The sequence below is a fragment of the Campylobacter sp. IFREMER_LSEM_CL2256 genome (assembly GCF_025771645.1).
In the GTDB taxonomy this organism is placed as follows: Bacteria; Campylobacterota; Campylobacteria; order Campylobacterales; family Campylobacteraceae; genus Campylobacter_D.
This window is the reverse complement of the sequence record NZ_JAKMQQ010000002.1, coordinates 141,222-164,864: the sequence shown is the minus strand read 5'-3', so window position 1 is coordinate 164,864 and position 23,643 is coordinate 141,222. Positions and strand designations below refer to the sequence as shown.

Here is a 23,643-nt window from a genome sequence, read left to right as displayed (position 1 = left end):
GATTTGAAGTTTATGAATTGTTCCAACAACACTTTTTTTAACATAAAAATAAATCACACTAATAATAATAAAAAGCACAATTGCAGAAATTGCAAATATAATAAATGCTAAAGAATCAGCAGGCTTTTCCACTGATTTTTTTGGTGCTATAGTTACAACACTCCAATGATCATTAGAGCCCTCCCAAAGATCAAAATTTACAAGCTGGGCTAAATTTTCTTCATTTGTAGAAGCAGGTATAAAAGTAAATAAACCATTAGTTTTGGTGCTTTGCATGTCTAGTATTGTTTTTGCACTAGGATGAGGATTAATTTCTGTGATGATTTTTCCAACATATTCTGCTTTTGGACTAGATATGATTAAACCATCACTTGAAATCAATAAACGTTGGTCATTTGCAAATAAACTCTTATTTGGATCATTTAATTCTTCTCTCAATAAATCAATGCGCACAAGCATGCCTATTGCACCAATTGTTTCGTTATTCTTTCCAAAAATTGGTAAAACAATGTTTACTAAGTATAATTTTTCTCCATTTATAGAATAATCTCTAGGTCTTCCAACGGCAGGTTGCTTGGTTTGTAAAGCTTTTATGAGAGAATTTTGTTGTAAGATTACTTCTTCAGCTTGGATGAATTTAATTGATCCTTTTTGTTGTGGATTTTCATCTTTTGCTAGTAATAAAAACTTTCCTGATGGAGTAAGATTTAAAGGATTATTGCCGTGGTATTGATTAAGATGAATATATGCAAAATAAGTCCAAGAATTTGAATCTAGCATACTGCTTATTAAAATTTTAAGATCTTCTATATCTAAGTTATTATCTTTATTTGCAAAATTTTTAATAACGCCTTGTGCTGTTTCTAGTGTTGAATATGCGTTTTGGGTAATTGCTTGAATCCCATTTGAGTATCTATTGGCGCTACTTAATAAAAGTTTATGAGCTTCATCATTAAGCATTTCTTGGCTTTTTGAGATTATCGTTACAGATAAAATTCCTATGCCAATAAATATTACAGAAGATAAAATTAAAATCATTTTTGTAGTTAAATTAAAATTTTTAAACATTAGTTACCTCTTTCATCTGATGTATTTGACAAAATGGTAACTTTTGTTTTTTAATATTTTTTTATTAGTTTGTTAATTTTTTCCCACAATCTTACCCCTAATTCTTTTGCATTATTTTTATCTAAACTTTTATATTTATGACTAGCAAGTTTTTCAAGCTCGCTTAGCTCTTTGGCTAGAATGTTAAGTTTATTTTGTGCTAGCTTGCTAAAGTCGTCAATTTTTGGATTTTGTTTAATTTCATTTATTTTAATAAGGATTTGTTCTCTATTTTCTTGTATGAGACGTTTAAATTTAGCAAATAAAGTGTCAAATTTATTTTCTAATAAATCTTTGAGTATGTCTTTTACGGGATTGTCAAGTTCTGATGATATTTTTTTAAGCATTTGAATAAATTCTTGTTCTATATCTATGAGTTCTTTTTCTTTGTTTTTTAAATCATATTCTAAAGCACTATATGCAAAGCTTGATTTAAATTTTTCAATCGCTAAAGAAATTCCTTCTTGTGTTCCATAAATACTTCCAATACATAAATCATAAGCAAAGGCTTGTGATTCATTAGCAAGTTCAAAAGCTGCATTTAAAACTACTTGGGAGATTTTTAAAATTCTTTCTTTTTCAAAACTTCCTTCACAAATTGCATTAAAGACTAAATTTTTAGCAATCTCACAAGAAGTAAGTTCTATATTTTCTCCTTTTTCTAAGGTTGTGATAAAAGCACTTTCAGCAGTTTCTTTTAAAAGACCTAGTATTTCTATATCATAAAGCATAGCATCATTAATGCTTATATTAAATTCATTTAAATTCAAATCCTTTAAGGTTTTTTCTAAGTCAAAAAAATTATCACAAATTTTATGCTTAATGGTGTTTTTTTGTTCTTCGATTTTTACTTTCAATTTGCCATATTCATTAATATAAGCAAAAAATGCTTTTTTATCCTCTTCCACTCTAGCTTTGATGATACCTTGGATTATTTTAGAAATATTTTCTTCATTTATAAGTTCAAGTTTTTCTAATACCTTAGAAAAGATGGTAAAAAGTTCTTCATTGCTAGTATTTTCAAAACTAATTTTTTTATAACTTAGACTAAAAACAAGCTCACTAATTAAGTTTGGAATTTCGTTTTTTTCACAAGCTAAGAGAGAATTTTCAAAAATAATGGCTAAATTTTTCATAGTTTTTCCTTTTTATAGTACAAATTTGGCTTTACTTTTTAATTGATTAAAAATATTTAAACGGTCACTTTTGCTATCTACATAAACACTTAAAAGATAGCTTTTGTATGTTCCTTGTTTGCTAGTATTTGAGACTTTGTATTTAAATTCTCTTTCGTTAAGTATTTGAGTAAAAATTTCTAAAGCATCAACCCCAGCTTCAAAAACAACTTTATAATCCCAAAAAGTAGGGTAATTTATAATAGGTTCTTTTTTAAGATCGCAGATATTTACCACTTTTTCCTCCTTCTTTACTTTCTAAAACTATATTAGTAATTTGCATACTCTTATCAATAGCCTTAACCATATCATAAATAGTTAAAAGCCCAATGCTAACAGCAGTTAAGCTTTCCATTTCAACTCCGGTTTTTCCTTCGCATTTTACGGTCACAAAAAGTTTAAAAGAATATTCTTCTTTGTTTTCTTCTATATGGGTTTGTACTTTTGAAATCATTAAAGGATGACACATTGGAATGAGATTTGAAGTTTGCTTAGCTCCCATGATGGCTGCTGTGATGGCAGTTTGCAAAACAGGTCCTTTTTTAGCTTTGTTTTCAATGATAGCTTCAAATGCTTCTTTACTCATATATATTTTACCGCTTGCGCAAGCTTCTCTTTGGGTGATATCTTTTTGACCTACATCTACCATTTTGGGATGATTTTTTTCATCTAAATGTGTTAAATTCATATTTTTCCTTAAGTAAAGTTTGAAAAATTATACCAAAATGTATATTTTTATATTAAAATACTACTAAAAAATTTTAAAGGATTTATAATGGCTTATGATGATGAAGAATTTGAAAATTACGATGATGAAATGTATGATGAAACAGATGATGATACTTATGTAAATAATCAAAGATCGTATAATTACGATGATGATGATTATGAATACGATGATGATTATAGTGATGATGATACTTATGAGATGGATTAAGAGTGAGTAAAAATCTTAGTAAAAAAGATATAAAAGTTTTAGGTCTTTCTTCTTTGGGAGGGACTTTAGAATTTTATGATTTTATCATTTTTGTATTTTTTGCAAGTTATATTTCTAAAAATTTCTTTCCTGAAAATTTAAGTCCATTTTGGCAAATGTTTAATACTTATGGAATTTTTGCTGCAGGATATTTAGCTAGACCGCTTGGCGGTATAGTTATGGCTCATTTTGGCGATAAATTTGGCCGTAAGAAAATGTTTATGCTTAGTATTTTGCTGATGGTTGTGCCAACTTTTATGCTTGCTTTTATACCTGCTTATGAAAGTATAGGGTATTTATGTATAGTATTTTTAGTGTTTGTAAGGATTTGTCAAGGTATAGCTATAGGTGGGGAATTACCTGGTGCTTGGGTTTTTGTATTTGAGCATGCTCCAAAGGGTCAAAAACGCACTTATCTTGGAATTTTAACAGCTTCTGTAGTAGGTGGAATTTTACTTGGTAGTTTTGTGTTTTTGGTGATGAATAAATTTTTTACACAAGAAGAGCTTTATGAGTGGGCATGGAGAATTCCATTTTTCTTGGGAGGAATTTTTGGGATCATTTCTGCTTATTTGCGTAAATTTTTAAGAGAAACTCCTGTTTTTGAGCAAATGAAAAAAGATAAAGCCTTAGAAAAATTCCCTTTAAAAGAAGTGTTTAAAAAGGCTAAGCTAGGCATAGCACTTTCTATGTTAATAACTTGGGTTTTAACTGCTTGCATTGTTGTGATGATTTTGATTATACCTTCTTTTATGGCAAAAATGTTAAATATTGATGCAAGCGTTCAAACTTATATGCAAATGCTTGGTATAGTTGTGCTTGTAACTGGCTGTATGTTAAGTGGAATTTTGGCTGATAAAATAGGTATAGTAAAAGCTTGCGCGATTTTTTCATCAGGATTTTTCTTAACTTGCTTGTTTTATTTTAATGCTCTTTATACTAAAACACCTGATTTTAATACAGTGAGTGTGTATTATTTGTCTGCTTGTTTTTTTGCTGGAGTGATGAATTTTTGCCCTTTAATGATGAGTGAAGTATTTGATGCTAAGATTAAATTTTCAGGACTTAGTTTTTCATATAATATAGCTTATGCATTAGCCGGTGGGTTTACCCCACAACTTGCTTTATTTTTACACACCATTGCTTTAGGAAATTTAGAAAATATTGCTCGTTTTTCTTTGGGATTTTATATGTTAGCTATGGCTATAATCTCACTTATTTGTGCTTTGATGTTTAAATATCTTAGTAATACCCAACGCACATACTCTCAGTGATTTTAATACGCTTTTCCAAAGGAGTGGGACTAAAAAAATGGCATTTTTCGATGTAAATATTATAATTATAATCTAGCTTTAAAAGATCGTAAAATGCCTTTAAATTTACGAATTTAACCCCACATACTTCTTTTATATCTAAGATTTTATAAATTTGAGAATTATTTTTTTCTACTAAATGAGATGGGGCTAAAGTGGTAAATGAGCAAAAAGCACTTGCTAACACATAGCCACTTAAATTTTCACATTTTTGTATAAGGTGTTGGTGTTTTTTTAAAATACTTTTTTTGTTTAAAAATACCACTCTTGTACCTTGATAGCGTGCTACTTGAACGTTTTTCCAAAATTTATAAGCGTTTTTAGAGATATTTGCTAATTGATGTAATTGTACATTTAAGACATAATCATCTAAGAATTGATTGGGTGGTAAAATAGTATAAGTCATAGTTTTTCTTTAGTTTTGTTTTTAAAATTATACTAAAAATTGACTTTTGTTTATATTTTTAATTTCTAAATTTAATACAATAAGTAAAAATTATTTTTAAGGAAAAGCATGAAATTTGAAACTATTAATCATGAGGGTATAAAAAAACTTATGGAAGTTTTTTATGCAAAAATTAGAGCGGATAAGGATTTAGGACCTATTTTTAATGAAAAAATCGGCACAGATGATGAGAGTTGGAAAAAACATAAAGAAAAAATAGCAAGTTTTTGGGCAGGGATGTTTTTAGCTGATCCAAGTTATAGTGGTTCACCTTTGAGAGCTCATCATGAATTACCTCCATTTCCAAGAGAATTTTTTGATATTTGGCTTAATTTATTTGACGAGAGTTTGCAAGAAGTTTTTGAAGATGAACCAAGAAATATCATTATAGAAAGAGCCAGAATGATAGCCCAAAGATTTCAAATGATTATTTATGATCATAGATTTGCTTAAGAGTTTAAAAACTCTTAGCGATAGTTAAATGTATGTAAGTTTTCACTATGTGAATATTTATAACTATATTTTCCATCAAGATATATTACCAAACGATAATACCCTTTATGTGAACCAAATACAACTTTTCTAACTTGTGCTGTATTAACTTGCAGTGTTTTGGTGTTAAAATTTTGTTTTTTAGCAAAATCTATAATAATTTTAGTAGGATCTCCTATAGAAAGATGTCTTAGTATTTTATCTTGGGTTTTGATATTGATTTTGTTATTATAAAAACCAAGAGAAATAAAATTATAAATATTTCCGCTAAAAAGTGGTGTTTCTATGTTTAAAGTAGTGTTGTTTTCTTCTGTTTTTGAGTTTTTATTTCCTTGTTTTTGTGGCACGGTTACAGATACATCAAGTATAGGCGTGGCATTTGGACTTTTAGTTTTTATAAATGAATAGGTATCATGCCAGTTAATACTTTTGTATATATCTAAGGTAGTTTGTTCTTCAGAACCATCAAGGTTGATATAAGTAATGGTAATATTTTTTAAAATTCTCGCATCAGAATTAAAGTTAAAATCTTGCCTTTGGAAAGGACTAAGTTTTGCAAATTCGGTATTTTTTTGTTCTATATTATTATCAAAAGGATTGTCTTTTGCATTTAAAAATACACAAGAAAGTAAAAACAATATAAAAAATTTAATTCTCATGCGAATTTTCTCCCTTAAGTCTTAAAAGTTGCAAATATTCTTTTTGAGCTTGAGCATTCTTAGCTTTTAAAGTCATTATATTTTTTTCTAAAATTTTTTGCTCTTCTTTAAGTGTTAGTAGTACATCTAGAGAAGATTTACCAAAAAACATATTACCAAAATACATAGCAACAATAATAGCTACAAATGATAATGCAATGGTTTTGATGAGTTGATGACGAGCTTCCTTTTTTTTAGAATGCTCATCATACTCTTTTAATAAATCGCTCAGAGTTTATCTCCTAAGTACTCATCATTATCAAGTTCAATTTCTAATAAGCGATTGTATTTAGCAGTTCTTTCGCCTCTTGCTAGAGCTCCTGTTTTGATTTGTCCTGTATTAAGCGCTACTGCAAAATCAGCTATAAAAGCATCTTCGCTTTCGCCACTTCTGTGACTCATAATACATCTGTAATTATTTCTATGAGCTAATCTTACTGTTTTCATAGTTTGAGTGATTGTTCCAATTTGATTAGGCTTAATCAATACAGCATTTGCCATATTTTTCATGATACCTTCTCTTAAAATATCTTCATTGGTTACAAATAAATCATCACCCACAAGTTGAATTTTATTACCAAGCTTTTGAGTAAGTTTAATCCAACCTTCATAATCATCTTCAGCTAAACCATCTTCAATACTAAAAATTGGATATTTTGCACATAATTCTTCATAACGCGCGATTAAGTCTTCACTTGAGAAAACTTTACCCTCTAAATGGTATTTACCATCTTTATAAAGTTCACTACTTGCTACATCTAGCGCTAGTTTGATTTTATTTTCATAGCCTGCCTTTTTAATACAAGTCATTAAAAGATCAAGAGGCTCTGTATTATTTGCTAAATTTGGTGCAAAACCGCCCTCATCGCCTAAGGCAGTAGAGTGACCTAAGTTGGCTAATTCTTTTTTCAATACTGCATAAATTTCACAAACTGATCTTAATCCTTCTTTAAAGCTTGAAAAACCAAAAGGCATAATCATAAATTCTTGAAAATCTACGCTATTGTTTGCATGTGCACCACCGTTGATGATATTACACATTGGCACGGGTAGTACGCTTGCATTTACTCCACCTAAATAGCGATATAAAGGTACACCTAGTGCATTAGCGGCAGCACGTGCTGTTGCCATAGAAATTCCTAAGGTTGCATTTGCTCCTAGGTTAGAGTAGTTTTTTGTCCCATCAAGCTCTAAAAGGGTGTTATCTAGTTGGGTTTGATTAAATGCATCAAGCCCTATAATGTTTTCTGCTATAATACCATTGATGTTTTCAATCGCTTTTAAAACACCTTTACCACCAAATCTTTCATCATTATCTCTTAGTTCTAAAGCTTCTTTTTTTCCCGTGCTTGCACCACTTGGAACGATAGCACTTCCCACACTGCCATCGCTTAGCATGATTTCGGCTTTAATGGTAGGGTTGCCTCTACTATCTAAAACTTCAAAAGCTCTTAAATCTTCAATAATCAACATTATTCCTCTCCTTCTTCATCGTCTTCTTTTGCACCCAAAATCATACTATCTATACCGATTGAGTTTTGTACAGCTTGAGTGATTTCATCTGCAATAGCTGGGTTTTCTTTTAAAAATGCTTTGGCATTTTCTCTACCTTGGCCAAGTTTAGAAGCCTTGTAAGAAAACCACGCACCGCTTTTATCAATAATATCAAGTTTTACACCATAGTCTATTAGCTCGCCCTCACGGCTTACACCCTCGCCAAACATCACATCAAATTCAGCCTGTTTAAATGGAGGAGCTACTTTATTTTTAGCCACTTTTACTTTAACACGGTTTCCAATAGGCTCATCATTTTGTTTTAAAGTAGCTGTTTTTCGTACATCTAAACGAACCGAAGCATAAAATTTTAAAGCATTTCCTCCGGTAGTTGTTTCAGGAGTGCCATAGCCCATCATGCCTATTTTCATACGAATTTGGTTGATGAAAATTACAGTAGTATTCATTTTATGAACGATACCGGTTAATTTTCTTAAAGCTTGGCTCATTAATCTTGCTTGAAGACCTACATGCTGATCTCCCATATCACCTTCGATTTCTGCTTTTGGAGTAAGTGCAGCAACGCTATCTACTACTATTAGATCAATAGCCCCGCTTCTTGCTATGGTTTCAACGATTTCTAAGGCTTGTTCTCCAAAATCTGGTTGAGAGATGTAAAGATTTTCTGTATCAACACCTAAATTTTTTGCATATCTTACATCAAGAGCATGCTCTGCATCGATAAACGCACAAACTCCACCTTTTTTTTGACATTCTGCTATGATGTGTAAGGTAAGTGTAGTTTTACCTGAACTTTCAGGTCCATAAATTTCTATAATTCTTCCTTTTGGAACCCCGCCAATTCCTAAAGCCAAATCAAGTCCAACCGAACCTGTAGGAATAGAATCAATTTTTTCAACTTCTTTATCGCCAAGTCTTAAAATAGTACCTTTTCCAAAGGTTTTATCAAGACTTTTTAAAGCTGCATCAAGTGATTTTCTTTTATTATCATCCATACTTGTTAATCCTTTTATAATATGTTTAAAATTGTATCAAAAAGAAATTTAATATAAGTTTTTATTTTGAATTTTGCTAAAATACTTTTTTAAATTTTTCAAGGAAAAAAATGAATAAAAAAATTAGCGTAGCACACTCTCCTGATGCTGATGATATTTTTATGTATATGGCGATTAAATTTGGTTGGGTTGGGAATGCTTATGAGTATGAAAATACAGCTTTAGATATACAAACTTTAAATGAACTTGCATTAGAAAATATATACGATGTTAGTGCGATATCTTTTGCGCTTTATCCTTTAATAGCTAGCGAATATGCTTTGTTAAAAACTGCTGTGAGTTTTGGTGAGGGTTATGGGCCAAAGCTTATTAAGAAAAAAGATAAAAAATTAAAGCCAAATTTTAAAGTTGCTTTAAGTGGAGCACACACTACTAATGCTTTAATCTTTCGCATAAAATACCCACAAGCTAGGATAGTTTATAAGAATTTTTTAGAGATTGAAAAGGCTGTTTTAGAAGATGAGGTTGATGCGGGAGTGCTTATACATGAGAGTATTTTAGAATTTGATTCTAGTTTGTGTGTTGAGGCTGAACTTTGGGATATTTGGCAAGAATTAGCCAAAGATGATTTGCCTTTACCTTTAGGTGGCATGGCACTTAGAAGATCTTTACCACTTAATGATGCAATAGCGGTTGAAAAAGATTTGATTAAAGCAGTAGAAGTAGCTGATCATAATAGAAAAATCTTAGCTTCTATGCTTTTAGAGCGTAATTTAATACGCGTAGATGCTCAAAAACTTGATGTGTATTTAAATTTATACGCAAATAAAAACTCTATAAATATGAATGATAAACAATACAATGCCATAGATAAGCTTTTTGAGCTTGGATTTAATCATGGATTTTATGAGAAATTAATAAAAAGCAAAGATTATCTTATCCCTAGTGAGTATGAAGAATTTAGAAATTCTTGATAGAATTTAAATTTTTAAGGAGAAAATATGGAAAGTACTTTAGTAGCCTTGGGTGTACAAACTTTTAAAATCACACTTATGCTTTCTTTACCTATGCTTTTAGCAGGGCTTATTGCAGGGCTTATTATAAGTATTTTTCAAGCTGTAACGCAAATTAATGAAGCTACGCTTTCTTTTGTGCCAAAAATTTTACTTGTTGTTGTGGTAATAGTATTTTTAATGCCTTGGATGATAAGTTCTATGATTGATTTTACAACGAATATTTTAAATCAAATTCCAAGCTTTATTAGATGATTATTGATTTTTCTAAGTATTCTTCTGTGCGTATAGGTGAGAGCTTTGAAGTGCAAATACTTGAAGAGCCTTGCGAATTTGATGGTTTTTTAGTAGGTGGGGCAAATAATCTTTTAATCTCTCCAAAACCTAAAAAACTAGGAATTTTAGGGAAAAGTTTTGATTATATTAAAATTTTAGAGCAAAATGAAAAAGGTATGTTTTTAGAGATAGGCTCTAGTGTGAAATCTTTCAAAATGTATCATTTTGCTAAAGAAAATAACCTAAAAGGCTTTGAGTTTTTAAGAAATATCCCAGGGACTTTAGGTGGTATTTTAAAAATGAATGCAGGATTAAAAGATGAGGATATTAGTAAAAACTTAATTAGTATTTGCACTTTTAATCAAGAAATTTTAAAACAAAACATCGCTTTTGCTTATAGGTTTAATCCTATTAAAGAAGTGATGTTTAGCGCGAAGTTTTTTTTAGAATATGGATTTGACCCAGTTAAAGATGAACTTTTAAAAAATGCAAGAAAAAATCAACCCAAAGGTGCTAGTTTTGGTTCTGTTTTTAAAAATCCCAAAAACGATCATGCAGGAAGATTGATAGAAGCAGTTAATCTTAAAGGTTTTAGTAAGAATGATGCGATGTTTAGTAATGAACATGCAAATTTTTTAATCAATAAAAAACATGCTAGTTTTGATGATGCTATGTTTTTGATAGAGCTTGCTAAGAAAAGAGTTTTTGAAGAATTTGGGATTGTTTTAGAAGAAGAAGTGGTGATTATATAGTATTTTTAATATCTTCATAAACAATTGTAGCTATTTCTTGGACTAATTCTTGATAAGATTTATTTTTATCATTTGTGCTAAATTGAGTATTGATAGTAAGGATTTTATGATCTTTTAGTTTTTTTGTTTTAGCATTAAAAAGTTTGTATTCTATGTCGGCTTTGACTTCAAAATTGGAAAAAAGCAAGAAATTTTGTTGGCTTGCTTGAATACTTTTTAAATCTAGCAAAATAATAAAATCAGCCTTTTTGAAACGATTAAATTCTAAAAACTCACTTGCACTGATGAAATTTTTATTTGTTTGCAAGATATTTTGGCTATTGATGTAAGTTTGATTTTCTTTTTGACTAAGTAAGGCAAAATTATTTTGCTCATTTAAAATAGCACTTAATGCTTTTAGTGTGTCTTTTGCCATGCTTTTAGCATCGATTTTTAAATTTGAAAAATAAAAATTATATTCTTTTTCATAGCTTGGCACTAAAGCTAAGGTGTTAATGTGTGAGAGTTTATCATAATTTATATTTTGTTCAAGATTGATGATACTAAAATCATCGTTATTTTGTAATTTGATGATTTTTTTATTTGCAAAAGAGTTAGCATAAATAGCACTTAAAAAACACAAAAACATTAAAAAAAATCTCACTAAAAACCTTTTAATTTAAATTCATTCTTAGCAAAAGCTATAAAACTTGGAAGTTTAAAATCAGGACTATTGTAATTTAGAGCTTTTTTATCAAAATCGTATAAAATTCCACCATTTTGTTTGACTAAAAAATCTCCCGCAGCTATATCCCAAGCTTTTGGACCACCAAAACGTGGGTAAATTCCAGCTTTTGCTTCAAGTAAATATACAAATTTCAAAGCAGATGAAACCTTAATGCCTTCAAGATGATTTTGAATGAAAAAATCTTCATTGTTATCATGGTTTTTAGAGTAAAGGGCTATATTTTTAACCTTTTCGTATTGCTCTAAGCTAAGATTTAAAATTTCATTATTTTTATAAACCTTAGTATGAGTATGTGCATAATAAAATGCATTATTTTCCACATCGCCTATGAGTGAAAGTATAGGGGTGTTTTTGTGGATTAATGCGATTAAAACACAATATTCTTTATCTTTTTTAGCATAAGATTTAGTGCCATCAAGAGGATCTATAAGCCAAAAATACTCTAAATTTTTTCTTTCTTCATAAGAAAGTATATTTTCTTCAGAGCATATAGCTATATCGCTTGAAGCCAAAATCTCACTAATAGCTTCATTAGACTTTATATCAGCTAAACCTACCGGAGAATCATCATCTTTAAGCCACAAGGTATTTTTGTCTTTATATTCAAGCAATACTTTTGAGGCTTCCTTGCTTGCTTTTAAGGCTAATTCTAAAAGTGTGTCTAAATTTTTCATAAAAAAAGTATAGCAATTTTATATAAATACTTAGTAGAATTATTTTCTACTAAGATTATTGATAAATTTAATTAAGCTAATGGCTAAAATTGCTTCAAGTAAAGCAGTAAGCACTAATCCTGAGTATATATCTTGAGTGATGATATTAGTTTGATAAGAAAGCGTAGCTACTGCAATGAGTAAGGTTAGTGGCATAGAATGGCTTAGGCCAAATAAAAAGGTGTTTTTTAAACCAAGTATTTTTACAAAAGTCATAGCACAAAGTATTCTTAGTCCTATCATAAAGGCAGTTAGCGAAAAAGCTATGAGCAAAACTTGAGGGTTTAAAAGCATTTGAAGCTTAAAGCTTGAGCCTATATAGATGAAAAATATAGGGATTAAAAAGCCATAACCAAAACTAGAGAGTTTATGCTCTAAGTCTTTTTTATGATCAAAAAAAGTAGCTATAAATGAACCTGCTATAAAAGCTCCAAGTGCAACTTCAAGTTTAAAATAAATCATAATCGCAACTATGGCTATGAAAATTGCCATGCAAAATCTTATATCTTTTTCGTTTTGATCTTGCCAAGGCATGAGTATGGTTTTAAGCTGTGGATACCACCAAAAAAGCACTTCTAAAAATTTAAATCCAAAAATACAAAGTGCTAAAAATCCCACTAAATATAATAAATTTTGAGTGAGTGAGAAAAGATCGGCTCCTTTTCCCAAAAATGCTGCAGCTATGGTAAGCAAAACTATGCTTACAACTTCAGCCAAAGTGGCTACCACCATAGATACATTAAGCCACTCACAGTTTTTGCCAAAGTCTCTATAAAGCGTTGAGAGCAAACCCACACTCATAACAGGTATAATAATGACAAAAATATAAGAAATATCTATACTTTCAACTGCTAAAACACTAAAAGCATATAAAAGTATAATGTAAATAAAAGCTTTATTAAGTAAGCTTCTTTCAGTGTTTAAAAAGGTTTTAAGATTAATCTCCATGCCCGCAATAAACATAAGATAATAAAACCCTGCATTAGCTAAAAGCTTAAAATTCTCACTTTCTCCTATAAAACCCAAAAATCCTATAAAAGAACCAAGCATGATTTCAGTGGCTGAAAGTGGGAGTTTTAAAAATTTAGCAATATAAGGTGAAGTTAGCAAACACCCTGCTACGACTAATAAAATTTTTAAATCCGTAGCAGCTTGAGCATCAATGGCATGAGCTAGCAAAGCTAAATCCCATTTGTTTTAGTTTTTGTATGTCTTTGCTAGGTTCTTCGCCTTTAGTTGTAAGATAATCACCCACTACTATAGCACTAGCTCCTGCGTCAAAAATTTCATATTGTCTTTCTTTTAGCACTACTTCTCTGCCACCTGCTACCATGATATGTGCATTTGGTAAGTCTTTTTTAGTGTCTTTGATGATATTTAACGCCTCATCAGGATCAAGTAAAGCTTGTTTGAGTTTTAAATTTTCATTTGGTATGAAAAAATTAATAGGCGAAGAAAAAGGATCAAGCTCTTTTAAACTTGCTCTAAAACTTTTTCTATCAGCTTCGCTTTCTCCAAGACCATAAATTCCACCACAGCAAAGCATTAAACCTGCTTCTTTAGCATAAAGATTAGTTTGAAATCTTTGCTCCCAAGTATGCGTAGAGCAAATGTTTGGGAAAAATTCTTTGGAAGTTTCTAGATTATGATTATAAGAAAAAATTCCTGCTTTTTTTAATTCTTTGAGTTGTTCTAAATTTGCTATGCCATTGCAAGCTATGAGTAAAAGTCCTTCTACTTCTTTTTGCACCGCATGAGCTACCTTGCACACATACTCAAGTTTTTCATCATCAAGCCCAGCTCCTGCTGTAACTAAACAAAAACCCAAAGCCTCATTTTTCTTAGCCATTTTAGCTTCTAAAACAATTTGATCTATATCTTTTCTTTTGTATTTGTTGATATTAGTTTTCACATGAGCACTTTGTGTGCAGTATTTGCAGTCCTCCCCGCACCCTCCACTTGCTATATTAGATATAGCACAAAGCATGATTTGCATTATATTTCCTTTTTGATTTTGCATTTTAAGCACTCTAAAAATGTGCCTTTTTTAAGCTCTTTGATGATCAAAGTTTCGCCACATTCGCTACATTTTTCTTCACTTGGTTTGTATTTGCTTATATAGTTGCATTTTGGATAAGCACTACAACCATAAAATTTACCACGCTTAGAAAAACGCTCCACAATCTCACCTTCTTGGCAACTTGGACATTTTATGCCTATGGTATTGAGCTTTTTCTCACTTTTTTCTTCATTTTGTGTTTCTTGTTTTAAATTTCTTGAGTATTTACATTTTGGAAAATTTAAACAAGCTATAAATTCTCCATATCTTCCTTTTCTTATAGCAAGCTCTCCACCACAATCAGGGCAGGTTTCATCTAATTTTGTAAAAGTTTTTTGACTTTTTATATTTTTTTTACCCTCATCGATTTTTCTCATAAAAGGAAAATAAAACTCTCTTAAAACTTCTTGCCAGTCCATTTTGCCCTCTGCTATGATGTCAAGTTTATCTTCCATTTTAGAAGTAAAATCACTATCTACTATATCGCTAAAGTTTTGCTCTAAAACTTCTGTTACAACAAAGGCTATTTCATTAGGTATGATTTGTTTTTTATCTATATGCACATATTCTCTTGCACTAAGTAAAGAGATGGTTGGAGCATAAGTTGAAGGGCGTCCTATACCAAGATTTTCTAACTTTTTAACAAGTCCAGCTTCAGAGTATCTTGAAGGTGGCTCGGTAAAGTGTGAGTTTAATTCTATATTTTGGATGTTTAATGTATCTTCTAGCTTTAAATTAGGTAAAATTTTATCTTTATCCATATCTCCATATACTTTATAATGCCCATCAAATAAAATTTTTCTACCACTTATTTTAAAACTTGCTTCATTTGATTTTGCATAGACATTTTGAGTTTGAGATATAGCAGGATTCATTTGTGAAGCTAGGAAACGATTGTATATTAAAGTATATAATCTTGCTTCATCTTTTTCTAAAAACTCACTTGCAAGTTTTGGAGTAAAACTAAGATTAGTCGGTCTTATAGCCTCATGTGCTTCTTGGGCACCTTTGCTTTTAGTGGTGTAAATATTTGCTTTGCTTGGCAAGTACTCTTTGCCAAAATCACTTTTAATGAGTTTTCTTACTTCTTCTAAGGCTTCTTTTGCGATGTTTAGGCTATCAGTTCTCATATAAGTGATCACACCCATAATGCCTTGATGAGTTTTTACGCCCTCATAAAGTTTTTGAGCTATCATCATGGTTTTTTTAGGGTTAAAACCTAGGCGATTGCTCGCACTTTGTTGCAAAGTTGAGGTCATAAAAGGTGCTTGTGGGGCTATTTTTCTATCTTTACTTTCTATATCTTTTATTTTAAAGTTAGCATTTTTACAAGCTTCCAAGATAAGCTTAGCTCTATCTTCATTAGTTAGACTTAGTTTTTCTATCTTTTGATTTTGAAACTCAACTAGTTCAGCTTGTAAGTCTTTTTCAAAAATCATATCTACACTAAAATATTTCAAAGGAACAAAAGCTTTGATTTCTCTTTCTCTATCGACGATGATTTTTAAAGCCGCACTTTGCACACGCCCTGCACTTAAGCCTTTTTGAATTTTTTGATTGAGTAAAGGACTTAGTTTATAACCTACTATGCGATCAAGTAAGCGTCTAGTTTGTTGAGCGTTGACGCTATTTATATTTAAAGATCTTGGGTTTTTTAAAGCATTTTCTATAGCGCTTTTAGTAATCTCATGAAAAACTATGCGTGGCAGAGAATTTTCATCTTTATTGATAGCCTTAGCTATATGATAAGCTATGGCTTCACCCTCGCGATCCTCATCGGTTGCAAGGTAGATGGTTTTTGCTTTTTTAGCCTTTTCTTTGAGTTCTTTTACTAAGCTTGAATGATCATTTGAAATTCTATATTCAGGTTTAAAATTTTCATCTTCTATTTTTATACCAAAGCTGGTTTTAGGTAGATCTCTAATGTGACCTTTAGAGGCTATTACTTCATAGTCTTTACCTAGAAAATTACCTATAGTTTTAGCTTTAGCAGGCGATTCTACTATGATTAAATTTTTCATTATTTTCCTTGTGAGGATTAAAATTAGTAAAAGTGTATAAAAAAAAGTTAAATTTTTTGCTTAGATGGGTTTTTAAATAAAATGCAATTAATGTTATAATTTTCTGTAATTTAATTTCATAGGATAGATAATGTTTTTGCAAAAAAATTTACAAGCTTTAGAATTTACTAACAAACCCTTGCAAGAAAAAATTTTATCTTTAAAAGAAGACTTTATTGACATCTTTCCAAGTCAAACACCCTTTGTGCCTTCAAAAGATGACTTAATAAAACCTAATATATTTTTTTGTGGTATAGGAGATGGGCTTTTTTTAAAAAAACTTATTAATAAACATATTTTTATTTTCGATAAAGCAGAATTTTTTGCTAATGTTTTAAGCAAGATGGATTTAAGCCAAGAACTTTCAAGCGGGAAAATATATCTTTGTGATATAGAAGAAAAACGCTTGGAAGAGCAACTTTGCATACTTTTTTCACAAAATGAATGCTATGAATATTTAGGGCTTTTTAAACTCTTGCCTTATAGTGAATTTTACGATCAAAGCCCCATGTATGAATTTGTTTATAAAATGTGCATAGATGTTGTTGCTAGAATTTCTAATGATATAGATAAAACTTTTTCTAAAAGTTTTAGAATGCAAAAACAATTTTTATTGAATTTACCAACAACATTGAAAAACCCACCTTTTGCTAGATTTATATATGAAAATAAAACAAAAAATAAAAGTGTTATAGTGGTTTGCGCTGGGCCCTCTTTGAATAAACAGTTAGGGCTTTTAAAAGCTTATCAAGATGATTATGTAATATTTGCTTTAGATGCTACATATAAGACTTTGCTTAGAAATGAAATATATCCTGATTTTGTATTTTCCTTAGACGAATCTGATAAATGTTTTTATTTCTATAAGGGATTGTCTTGTAAAAAAAATAATACTATTTTTATACTTGGGTCAAGCTTGCATAAAAAATTAGTAAATAATATGAACAAAGAGAAAAATAAAATTTTCATATTGTCCAATTTGGATTACAAGAAACAATTTGGTTTAAATGATTTTGGATATTTGGATTTTGGAACCAATGTCGCACATTTTACTTATAGTTTTGCTATTGCTTTGGGGTTTACCAATATAATTATCATAGGACAAGATTTAGCATTTGGAGATGATGGAAATTCGCATGCTGATATGAGTGTTTTTACTTTTAGAGATGAGAAAAAAATTCAACATAGCTTAAAAAAATTTTCGGTTTTAGCATATGGTAAAAAGGGTTTTATTGAAACAAATATAGGCTGGAATGATTTTAGAAAAAGATTAGAAGCATTGTTTGTTGCAAATCCTCAAATAAATTTTTATAATGCTACAGAAGGTGGAGCCTTTATTGATTACACTATAGAAATTTCCTTTAAAGAAATTTTAGAAAAATTAAAAACCGAAAAAAAATCATATGCTCTCCCAAAGTCATTAAGTATAAATAAACAAAAAAAATTATTAGTAAAAGTTTTGAATCAAATTCAAAAAGAATATGATGAACTTTCATTTTTATATGAAAAAGCACAAAATTTTATGCAAAATTTAAAAGAAGAAAATTTTACTCAAATAGATGAAAATATTTTATATTTTAATGAGTTGATAAGCAATTCTTATATTCTTAAAAGCATTATATATAAACCTTTATTTTATTATAAAGGATTTTTTAATGTGAAATTTTATCAAGAACCACAAAATGTTATTTTATATTTTAAAGATTTTCTAGAAATTTTTTTGACAATTTGTTCGAAGTCTTTAAAAAATTTAGATTTAGTTATAAATCAATATAAAAATATCTTAAAGCTATAAATTTTTTTTCTATATTTTCGATATAGTCTAAACAACGGCATGGAAGCGGTTGAATTTATTTAAAAGGATTTAAAATGGGATTTCGTATAAATACTAACGTAGCATCTTTAAATGCTCAAAACAATGCAAATTTAAACTCAAGAGCATTGGATAGCTCTTTGTCTAGACTTAGTTCAGGTCTTAGAATCAACTCTGCAGCAGATGATGCTTCTGGTATGGCTATTGCAGATAGTTTAAGATCTCAAGCTAATACTTTAGGTCAGGCTATTAACAATGGTAATGATGCTTTAGGTATTTTGCAAACAGCTGATAAAGCTATGGATGAGCAACTTAAAATCTTAGATACTATCAAAGTAAAAGCAACTCAAGCTGCTCAAGATGGACAAAGCACTAAAACAAGAAACATGCTTCAAGCTGATATTAACCGTTTGATGGAAGAGCTTGATAATATCGCAAATACTACAGCATTCAATGGTAAGCAACTTTTAAGTGGTGGTTTTACTAATCAAAGTTTCCAAATAGGTGCTCAATCAAATCAAACCATACAGGCTAGCATAGGTGCAACCCAATCAAGTAAAATAGGTGTTACTAGATTTGAAACAGGTTCTATGTCTCATACTAGTGGTGTAGCTCAACTTACTATTAAAAACTACAATGGTATAGATGATTTTAAATTCCAACCTGTAGTGATTTCATCTTCAGTAGGTACTGGTATGGGTGCTTTGGCTGAAGAGATTAACAGAGTATCTGATATAACTGGTGTTAGAGCAAATTTCTTAGTTCAAACTACTGGAGCTACTACTATAAAAGCAGATACCACAAGTGATGATTTTGCTATTAATGGTGTTAAGATAGGTAAAGTTGAGTATAAAGATGGTGATGAAAATGGAGCCTTAATTTCAGCTATTAACTCAGTAAAAGATACTACAGGTGTGGAAGCTTCTAAAGATGCTAATGGTAGATTGGTGCTTAACTCAAGAGATGGTAGAGGTATAGAAATCACTGGTAGCATGGGACCTGGAGCAGGTGTTTTAAGAGATGATTATACAAATTATGGTCGTTTATCATTAGTTAAAAATGATGGTAAAGATATCTTAATATCAGGAACTAATCTTTCTACTATAGGTATGGGGGCAACTGATATGATTTCTCAAGCTTCTATATCATTAAGAGAATCAAAAGGTAATATCGATACTCATATTGCCGATGCTATGGGCTTTAATGCTTACAAAGGTGGCGGAAAAATGGTAGTTACTTTTGGAGGTATGGAATCTTATATGAATGCTGCTGGTAGCGGTATGAGTGCTGGTTCAGGATATTCTGTGGGTAGTGGAAAAGATATGTCTGTATTATATGAAAGTAATTTGGCATTTGTTACTGCTTTCTCAGTTGCATTTGGTTTTAGTGCTAAAGGTGATGGATCTTCTCAATTTGCTGCATTCGATCCAGCAGCTGCAGCTGGTCAAATAGCTGCTAAAGATCAACAAGCAGGTGTTACTACACTTAAAGGTGCAATGGCTGTAATGGATATAGCTGAAACTGCTATTACCAATCTTGATCAAATCAGAGCTGACATCGGTGCGGTGCAAAATCAAATCACAGCTACACTTAATAACATCAGTGTAACTCAAGTAAATATTAAATCAGCTGAATCAAACATCAGAGATGTAGATTTTGCAGCAGAAAGTGCAAATTTTGCCAAGTATAACATCCTAGCTCAAAGTGGATCTTATGCTATGAGTCAGGCTAATGCTGTACAGCAAAATGTAATGAGATTATTACAATAGTTAAGAAACCCAAAACACCTTGAATATTCAAGGTGTTTTTCTCTCACTTTTTATTTTATTTCCCATTTGCTTTCTTATATTTGGAACACTTATTGCTTTATAAAAATCAAGCAATATTTTGAAAGGATTTAAAATGGGTTTTAGAATAAACACCAATATAGGCGCAATGAATGCACATGCAAATTCAACTATAACAGCAAGAGAATTAGACAAGTCTTTATCTAGACTTAGTTCAGGTTTAAGAATCAACTCTGCAGCAGATGATGCTTCTGGTATGGCTATTGCAGATAGTTTAAGATCTCAAGCTGCAACTTTAGGTCAAGCTATTAACAATGGTAATGATGCCATAGGTATTTTACAAACAGCTGATAAGGCTATGGATGAGCAACTTAAAATCTTAGATACTATCAAAGTAAAAGCAACTCAAGCTGCTCAAGATGGACAAAGCACTAAAACAAGAAACATGCTTCAAGCTGATATTAACCGTTTGATGGAAGAACTTGATAATATCGCAAATACTACAGCATTCAATGGTAAGCAACTTTTAAGTGGAAATTTTACTAATCAAGAATTTCAAATTGGTGCTCAATCAAATCAAACTGTAAAAGCTAGTATAGGACCAACCCAGTCAAGTAAAATAGGTGTTACTAGATTTGAAACAGGCTCTATGTCTCATAGTAGTGGTGTAACTCAACTTACTATTAAGAACTATAATGGTGTAGATGATTTTAAATTCCAACCTGTAGTAATTTCATCTTCAGTAGGTACTGGTATGGGTGCTTTAGCTGAGGAGATTAACAGAGTAGCTGATATAACTGGTGTTAGAGCAAATTTCTTAGTTCAAACTACTGGTGCAGGAGCTATTAAAGGTGGAGTTACTAGTGATGATTTTGCCATTAATGGGGTAAAAATAGGTAGGATAGAATATCAAGATAGTGATCAAAATGGAGCTTTGATTTCAGCTATTAACTCGGTAAAAGATAGCACAGGCGTGGAAGCTTCAAGAGATGCTAATGGTAGATTGGTGCTTAACTCAAGAGATGGTAGAGGTATAGAAATCACTGGTAGCATGGGACCTGGTTCTGGTGTTTTAAAAGATGATTATACAAATTATGGTCGTTTATCATTAGTTAAAAATGATGGTAAAGATATTTTAATATCAGGATCTAATCTTTCTGCTATAGGTATGGGATCAGCAGATATGATATCTCAAGCTTCTGTATCACTAAGAGAATCAAAAGGTAGAATAGATTCACAAGTAGCCGATGCTATGGGCTTTAATGCTTACAAAGGTGGCGGAAAAATGGTAGTTACTTTTGGAAGTATGGAATCTTATATGAATGCTGATGGTAGCGGTATGAGTGCTGGTTCAGGATATTCTGTGGGTAGTGGAAAAGATATGTCTGTATTATATGAAAGTAATTTGGCATTTGTTACTGCTTTCTCAGTTGCATTTGGTTTTAGTGCAGTAGGTGATGGTTCAAGTCAGTTTGCTGCGTTTGCAACTAATGCTAATATAGCAGCAAACGATCAAGCCCCAGGTGTTACTACACTTAAAGGTGCAATGGCTATGATGGATATAGTTGAAACTGCCACAGCAAATCTTGATGCTATTAGAGCTGACATTGGTGCAGTGCAAAATCAAATCACAGCTACACTTAATAACATCAGTGTAACTCAAGTAAATATTAAATCAGCTGAATCAAACATCAGAGATGTAGATTTTGCAGCAGAAAGTGCGAACTTTTCTAAGTATAACATCTTAGCTCAAAGTGGATCTTATGCTATGAGTCAGGCTAATGCTGTGCAGCAAAATGTTCTAAAACTTTTACAATAAATCCAAAGTGGGTTTTTTACCCACTTTATATTAAGTTTCTTTTTTCTAAGACATCTTGTAAAGGTATGATGGCTATTTTTAATGCTTTTTCTTGAATATTTACAAGTTCGCTTATGTCTTCTATCCAAGCTTTATGAGCTTCTATCCAAGCAACTAATTTGTTTTGTTTGTCACTTTCGTTATGTATAACATGAACATAAATTTTAGAAAATGTGCTTTCAAGATGAAATAATGAAGGAGTTATTGCTTCTTGCATAAATATAAATTTCTTGCTTTCTATTTGTCGTTTTAAGTCATCAATTTGAGCATTTAATTCATTAAGAGTATAGCGAATTTTACTTTTTTGATTCAAAGCCCTATGTAGTTTTTTACATTCTTTTAAAAATTTTTGACTATTTTTGATATGTTCTTTTATGCGTTTATAAGCTTGTAACATTAATTCTTCACGTTGTTCTCTTTTTAAAGGATGTAGTTTTGCAAAAGGTTTTTTTATATTTTTGGTGAGTAAATTTTCGCAAAGTTCTTTGAAAGGTTTTTCTATGGTTCCTTCTATCCTAGCCCCACCTTCTGTTGCATTATAAAACTTAACATTTTTTTCTTTGCTTATTAAATTTTCAAATATCTGCTTAAATAAAACCCAAATTTTAGAACTTTGAACTAGTCCTTTACCTCCATAAGCCAATACTTCGTTTTTGCCTTTATCTTTTTCGTATTCATTAAACTGATCTCCATAAACAAAACCTTCACTATGTGATTTTCCATCATCACTATATGCCAAGTCTTGTCCTATCATAATAATATTTTCATGACCTAATAAAATTGCTAATTCTGCATTCATATGTGCAACACTCATCCCGCATTGCATATAGCCAAATTCATGAAGTCCTAAAGAATAAGCAAAGGGATATGCTCTTGAAACTAAGATGTATTTTCTTTTATTTTTTTCTAAAAATTTAATAGCATCTTTATAAACTAATGATGCAAGAACAAAAGTAATATCTTTATCAAAATCCTTAAAGTCATTATCGAAACATTTTGTAACTGTATCGGTTCTTTCAAGCATGCAAACATAATCAGGCTTGATACCTTCTTTGGCAAGTACAGCATAAGCGCTATCTACACAAAATATAGTTGCTTTACTAGCATATTTTTTAAGCAAAGGAAGTTGTTTTTTTAAAGATGGTCCAGTGGCAACCAAAATAGCAGTTTTGCTTTTGTTTGATCTTTTTTTCTTTAATTCATTGAAGCTTGGATGATTTATCATTTTTGGCAGATTTAATACAAATTGTTCAATTCCTTGTAAAGCATCTATAGGATCGTTACCTTTTCTTAGGGCTATACTTCTAATAGCTTGGATGTTGAGTGTATTTATGTAGTTTATTTCTTTTTTTTGTTCTTCATAAAATTTTGAGTGAATGTGTAAACTGTATGTTTTTAAAAATAAATTTAAATACGAACATAAAAAATCTGCTTGTGTGTAATTCATTTCTTCGTTGTGAATTATAATAAACCTTCCGTTGTTAAGCTCATTGTAAAAATCTATCATATTTAAAGCCAAAAATATAAGCTCAATATCTCTTTCATAAACTATGATTTTTTTATGTTCTTTATTTGTTAATAGACTTTTATATAAAATTCCATTTCCAAGCCCATAAAAAAATAAAACTGGATATCTTGAATAGTTATTTTGGAAAAACTTTAAACTTTCTTGTAATTCTTGCAAGGGGTTTTCATATATTTTCTTTGAGCTTTGAAAAACTACATTGCAATTTAGTGGATCTTTATCAATAATATAAGTATAGCTTTTTAGTTCTTTTATTTTTTGAAGTTTTTTTCTTAAGCTCTCATATTGTTTGCCTTGTAAGGCTTTAAGATTTTTTTTAAAAATTTCAGTTTTCATCTATCACC

At 30.5% G+C, this 23,643-nt stretch carries 24 protein-coding genes; 9 read left to right on the top strand and 15 right to left on the bottom strand.

The features are described 5' to 3' along the window. The 4 genes from L8U00_RS01910 to moaC all read right to left on the bottom strand — a co-directional run. The coding region (locus tag L8U00_RS01910) for a cache domain-containing protein (protein ID WP_263708335.1) at positions 1-1,068 on the bottom strand (1,068 nt) is incomplete at its 3' end. A gap of 50 nt (positions 1,069-1,118) precedes the next feature. Further along, entirely contained in the window at positions 1,119-2,243 is a 1,125-nt protein-coding gene (locus tag L8U00_RS01905; protein WP_263708334.1) for a hypothetical protein, read from the bottom strand. A 12-nt stretch (positions 2,244-2,255) separates the two neighbouring features. Then, positions 2,256-2,519 carry a DUF493 domain-containing protein gene (locus L8U00_RS01900; RefSeq protein ID WP_263708333.1) on the bottom strand — a complete coding sequence of 88 codons (264 nt, stop codon included), beginning with the start codon at positions 2,517-2,519 and terminating at the stop codon, positions 2,256-2,258. Next, positions 2,497-2,970 carry a cyclic pyranopterin monophosphate synthase MoaC gene (gene moaC / locus L8U00_RS01895; protein WP_263708332.1) on the bottom strand — a complete coding sequence of 158 codons (474 nt, stop codon included), beginning with the start codon at positions 2,968-2,970 and terminating at the stop codon, positions 2,497-2,499. Before moaC ends, L8U00_RS01900 begins: the two co-directional genes overlap by 23 nt. Before the next feature lie 87 nt (positions 2,971-3,057). On the opposite strand from moaC, the gene L8U00_RS01890 reads away from it, so the two are divergent. Both L8U00_RS01890 and L8U00_RS01885 read left to right on the top strand, forming a co-directional pair. After that, complete coding sequence (locus tag L8U00_RS01890; protein WP_039667884.1) at positions 3,058-3,219, top strand: highly acidic protein; 162 nt, start codon at positions 3,058-3,060, stop codon at positions 3,217-3,219. A gap of 2 nt (positions 3,220-3,221) precedes the next feature. Beyond that, on the top strand, positions 3,222-4,532 hold the full coding sequence (locus L8U00_RS01885) for an MFS transporter (RefSeq protein WP_263708331.1): 1,311 nt from the start codon (positions 3,222-3,224) through the stop codon (positions 4,530-4,532). On the opposite strand, the gene L8U00_RS01880 is transcribed toward L8U00_RS01885, so the two are convergent. Next, on the bottom strand, positions 4,501-4,977 hold the full coding sequence (locus L8U00_RS01880) for a cysteine permease (protein WP_263708330.1): 477 nt from the start codon (positions 4,975-4,977) through the stop codon (positions 4,501-4,503). The genes L8U00_RS01885 and L8U00_RS01880 overlap by 32 nt on opposite strands. Before the next feature lie 108 nt (positions 4,978-5,085). Here L8U00_RS01880 and L8U00_RS01875 point away from each other — a divergent pair, with 108 nt between their 5' ends. Next, on the top strand, positions 5,086-5,469 hold the full coding sequence (locus L8U00_RS01875; protein WP_263708329.1) for a group III truncated hemoglobin: 384 nt from the start codon (positions 5,086-5,088) through the stop codon (positions 5,467-5,469). A gap of 14 nt (positions 5,470-5,483) precedes the next feature. Here L8U00_RS01875 and L8U00_RS01870 read toward each other — a convergent pair whose 3' ends face one another. From L8U00_RS01870 to recA, 4 genes are all read right to left on the bottom strand, one after another. Further along, positions 5,484-6,167 (bottom strand): AMIN domain-containing protein, encoded by a 684-nt coding sequence (locus L8U00_RS01870; protein ID WP_039667888.1) that lies wholly within the window; start codon positions 6,165-6,167, stop codon positions 5,484-5,486. Further along, entirely contained in the window at positions 6,157-6,318 is a 162-nt protein-coding gene (locus L8U00_RS01865) for a hypothetical protein (RefSeq protein ID WP_163197158.1), read from the bottom strand. The genes L8U00_RS01870 and L8U00_RS01865 overlap by 11 nt, the downstream gene beginning before the upstream one ends. Before the next feature lie 116 nt (positions 6,319-6,434). Next, positions 6,435-7,679 (bottom strand): phosphopyruvate hydratase, encoded by a 1,245-nt coding sequence (gene eno, locus L8U00_RS01860; protein WP_263708328.1) that lies wholly within the window; start codon positions 7,677-7,679, stop codon positions 6,435-6,437. After that, positions 7,679-8,716 carry a recombinase RecA gene (recA, locus tag L8U00_RS01855; RefSeq protein WP_263708327.1) on the bottom strand — a complete coding sequence of 346 codons (1,038 nt, stop codon included), beginning with the start codon at positions 8,714-8,716 and terminating at the stop codon, positions 7,679-7,681. Before recA ends, eno begins: the two co-directional genes overlap by 1 nt. Before the next feature lie 110 nt (positions 8,717-8,826). On the opposite strand from recA, the gene L8U00_RS01850 reads away from it, so the two are divergent. Genes L8U00_RS01850 through L8U00_RS01840 form a run of 3 tightly spaced genes read left to right on the top strand, consistent with a single transcriptional unit; the run spans position 8,827 to position 10,757 of the window. Next, the gene (locus L8U00_RS01850) at positions 8,827-9,690 is read left to right on the top strand and encodes a menaquinone biosynthesis family protein (protein ID WP_263683276.1); all 864 of its coding nucleotides are present in this window, start codon (positions 8,827-8,829) and stop codon (positions 9,688-9,690) included. Positions 9,691-9,717: 27 nt separating this feature from the next. Beyond that, the gene (fliQ, locus tag L8U00_RS01845) at positions 9,718-9,984 is read left to right on the top strand and encodes a flagellar biosynthesis protein FliQ (RefSeq protein ID WP_012660903.1); all 267 of its coding nucleotides are present in this window, start codon (positions 9,718-9,720) and stop codon (positions 9,982-9,984) included. Beyond that, the gene (locus L8U00_RS01840) at positions 9,981-10,757 is read left to right on the top strand and encodes a UDP-N-acetylmuramate dehydrogenase (RefSeq protein WP_263708326.1); all 777 of its coding nucleotides are present in this window, start codon (positions 9,981-9,983) and stop codon (positions 10,755-10,757) included. Before fliQ ends, L8U00_RS01840 begins: the two co-directional genes overlap by 4 nt. Here the strand turns inward: L8U00_RS01840 and L8U00_RS01835 are convergent. The 5 genes from L8U00_RS01835 to topA are packed head-to-tail and all read right to left on the bottom strand — an operon-like array spanning position 10,750 to position 16,277. After that, entirely contained in the window at positions 10,750-11,400 is a 651-nt protein-coding gene (locus L8U00_RS01835) for a hypothetical protein (RefSeq protein ID WP_263708325.1), read from the bottom strand. The genes L8U00_RS01840 and L8U00_RS01835 overlap by 8 nt on opposite strands. Beyond that, positions 11,400-12,158 (bottom strand): 3'(2'),5'-bisphosphate nucleotidase CysQ, encoded by a 759-nt coding sequence (locus L8U00_RS01830; protein WP_263708324.1) that lies wholly within the window; start codon positions 12,156-12,158, stop codon positions 11,400-11,402. The genes L8U00_RS01835 and L8U00_RS01830 overlap by 1 nt, the downstream gene beginning before the upstream one ends. A gap of 39 nt (positions 12,159-12,197) precedes the next feature. After that, positions 12,198-13,376 (bottom strand): cation:proton antiporter, encoded by a 1,179-nt coding sequence (locus tag L8U00_RS01825; RefSeq protein WP_087685281.1) that lies wholly within the window; start codon positions 13,374-13,376, stop codon positions 12,198-12,200. After that, positions 13,357-14,193 carry a biotin synthase gene (locus L8U00_RS01820; protein WP_070255492.1) on the bottom strand — a complete coding sequence of 279 codons (837 nt, stop codon included), beginning with the start codon at positions 14,191-14,193 and terminating at the stop codon, positions 13,357-13,359. The genes L8U00_RS01825 and L8U00_RS01820 overlap by 20 nt, the downstream gene beginning before the upstream one ends. Continuing rightward, a complete protein-coding gene (topA, locus tag L8U00_RS01815; RefSeq protein WP_412175418.1) occupies positions 14,193-16,277 on the bottom strand; it encodes a type I DNA topoisomerase in 2,085 nt (694 codons plus the stop codon). Before topA ends, L8U00_RS01820 begins: the two co-directional genes overlap by 1 nt. Positions 16,278-16,407: 130 nt before the next feature. Between topA and L8U00_RS01810 the strand changes: the two genes are divergently transcribed. The 3 genes from L8U00_RS01810 to L8U00_RS01800 all read left to right on the top strand — a co-directional run bounded on the left by L8U00_RS01810 (position 16,408) and on the right by L8U00_RS01800 (position 21,735). Beyond that, positions 16,408-18,111 (top strand): motility associated factor glycosyltransferase family protein, encoded by a 1,704-nt coding sequence (locus L8U00_RS01810; protein WP_263708323.1) that lies wholly within the window; start codon positions 16,408-16,410, stop codon positions 18,109-18,111. A 74-nt stretch (positions 18,112-18,185) separates the two neighbouring features. Beyond that, the gene (locus L8U00_RS01805; protein ID WP_263708322.1) at positions 18,186-19,898 is read left to right on the top strand and encodes a flagellin A; all 1,713 of its coding nucleotides are present in this window, start codon (positions 18,186-18,188) and stop codon (positions 19,896-19,898) included. A gap of 133 nt (positions 19,899-20,031) precedes the next feature. After that, on the top strand, positions 20,032-21,735 hold the full coding sequence (locus L8U00_RS01800) for a flagellin A (RefSeq protein ID WP_263708321.1): 1,704 nt from the start codon (positions 20,032-20,034) through the stop codon (positions 21,733-21,735). Positions 21,736-21,760: 25 nt separating this feature from the next. On the opposite strand, the gene L8U00_RS01795 is transcribed toward L8U00_RS01800, so the two are convergent. Then, the gene (locus L8U00_RS01795) at positions 21,761-23,635 is read right to left on the bottom strand and encodes a motility associated factor glycosyltransferase family protein (RefSeq protein ID WP_263708320.1); all 1,875 of its coding nucleotides are present in this window, start codon (positions 23,633-23,635) and stop codon (positions 21,761-21,763) included. Positions 23,636-23,643 lie beyond the last annotated feature (8 nt).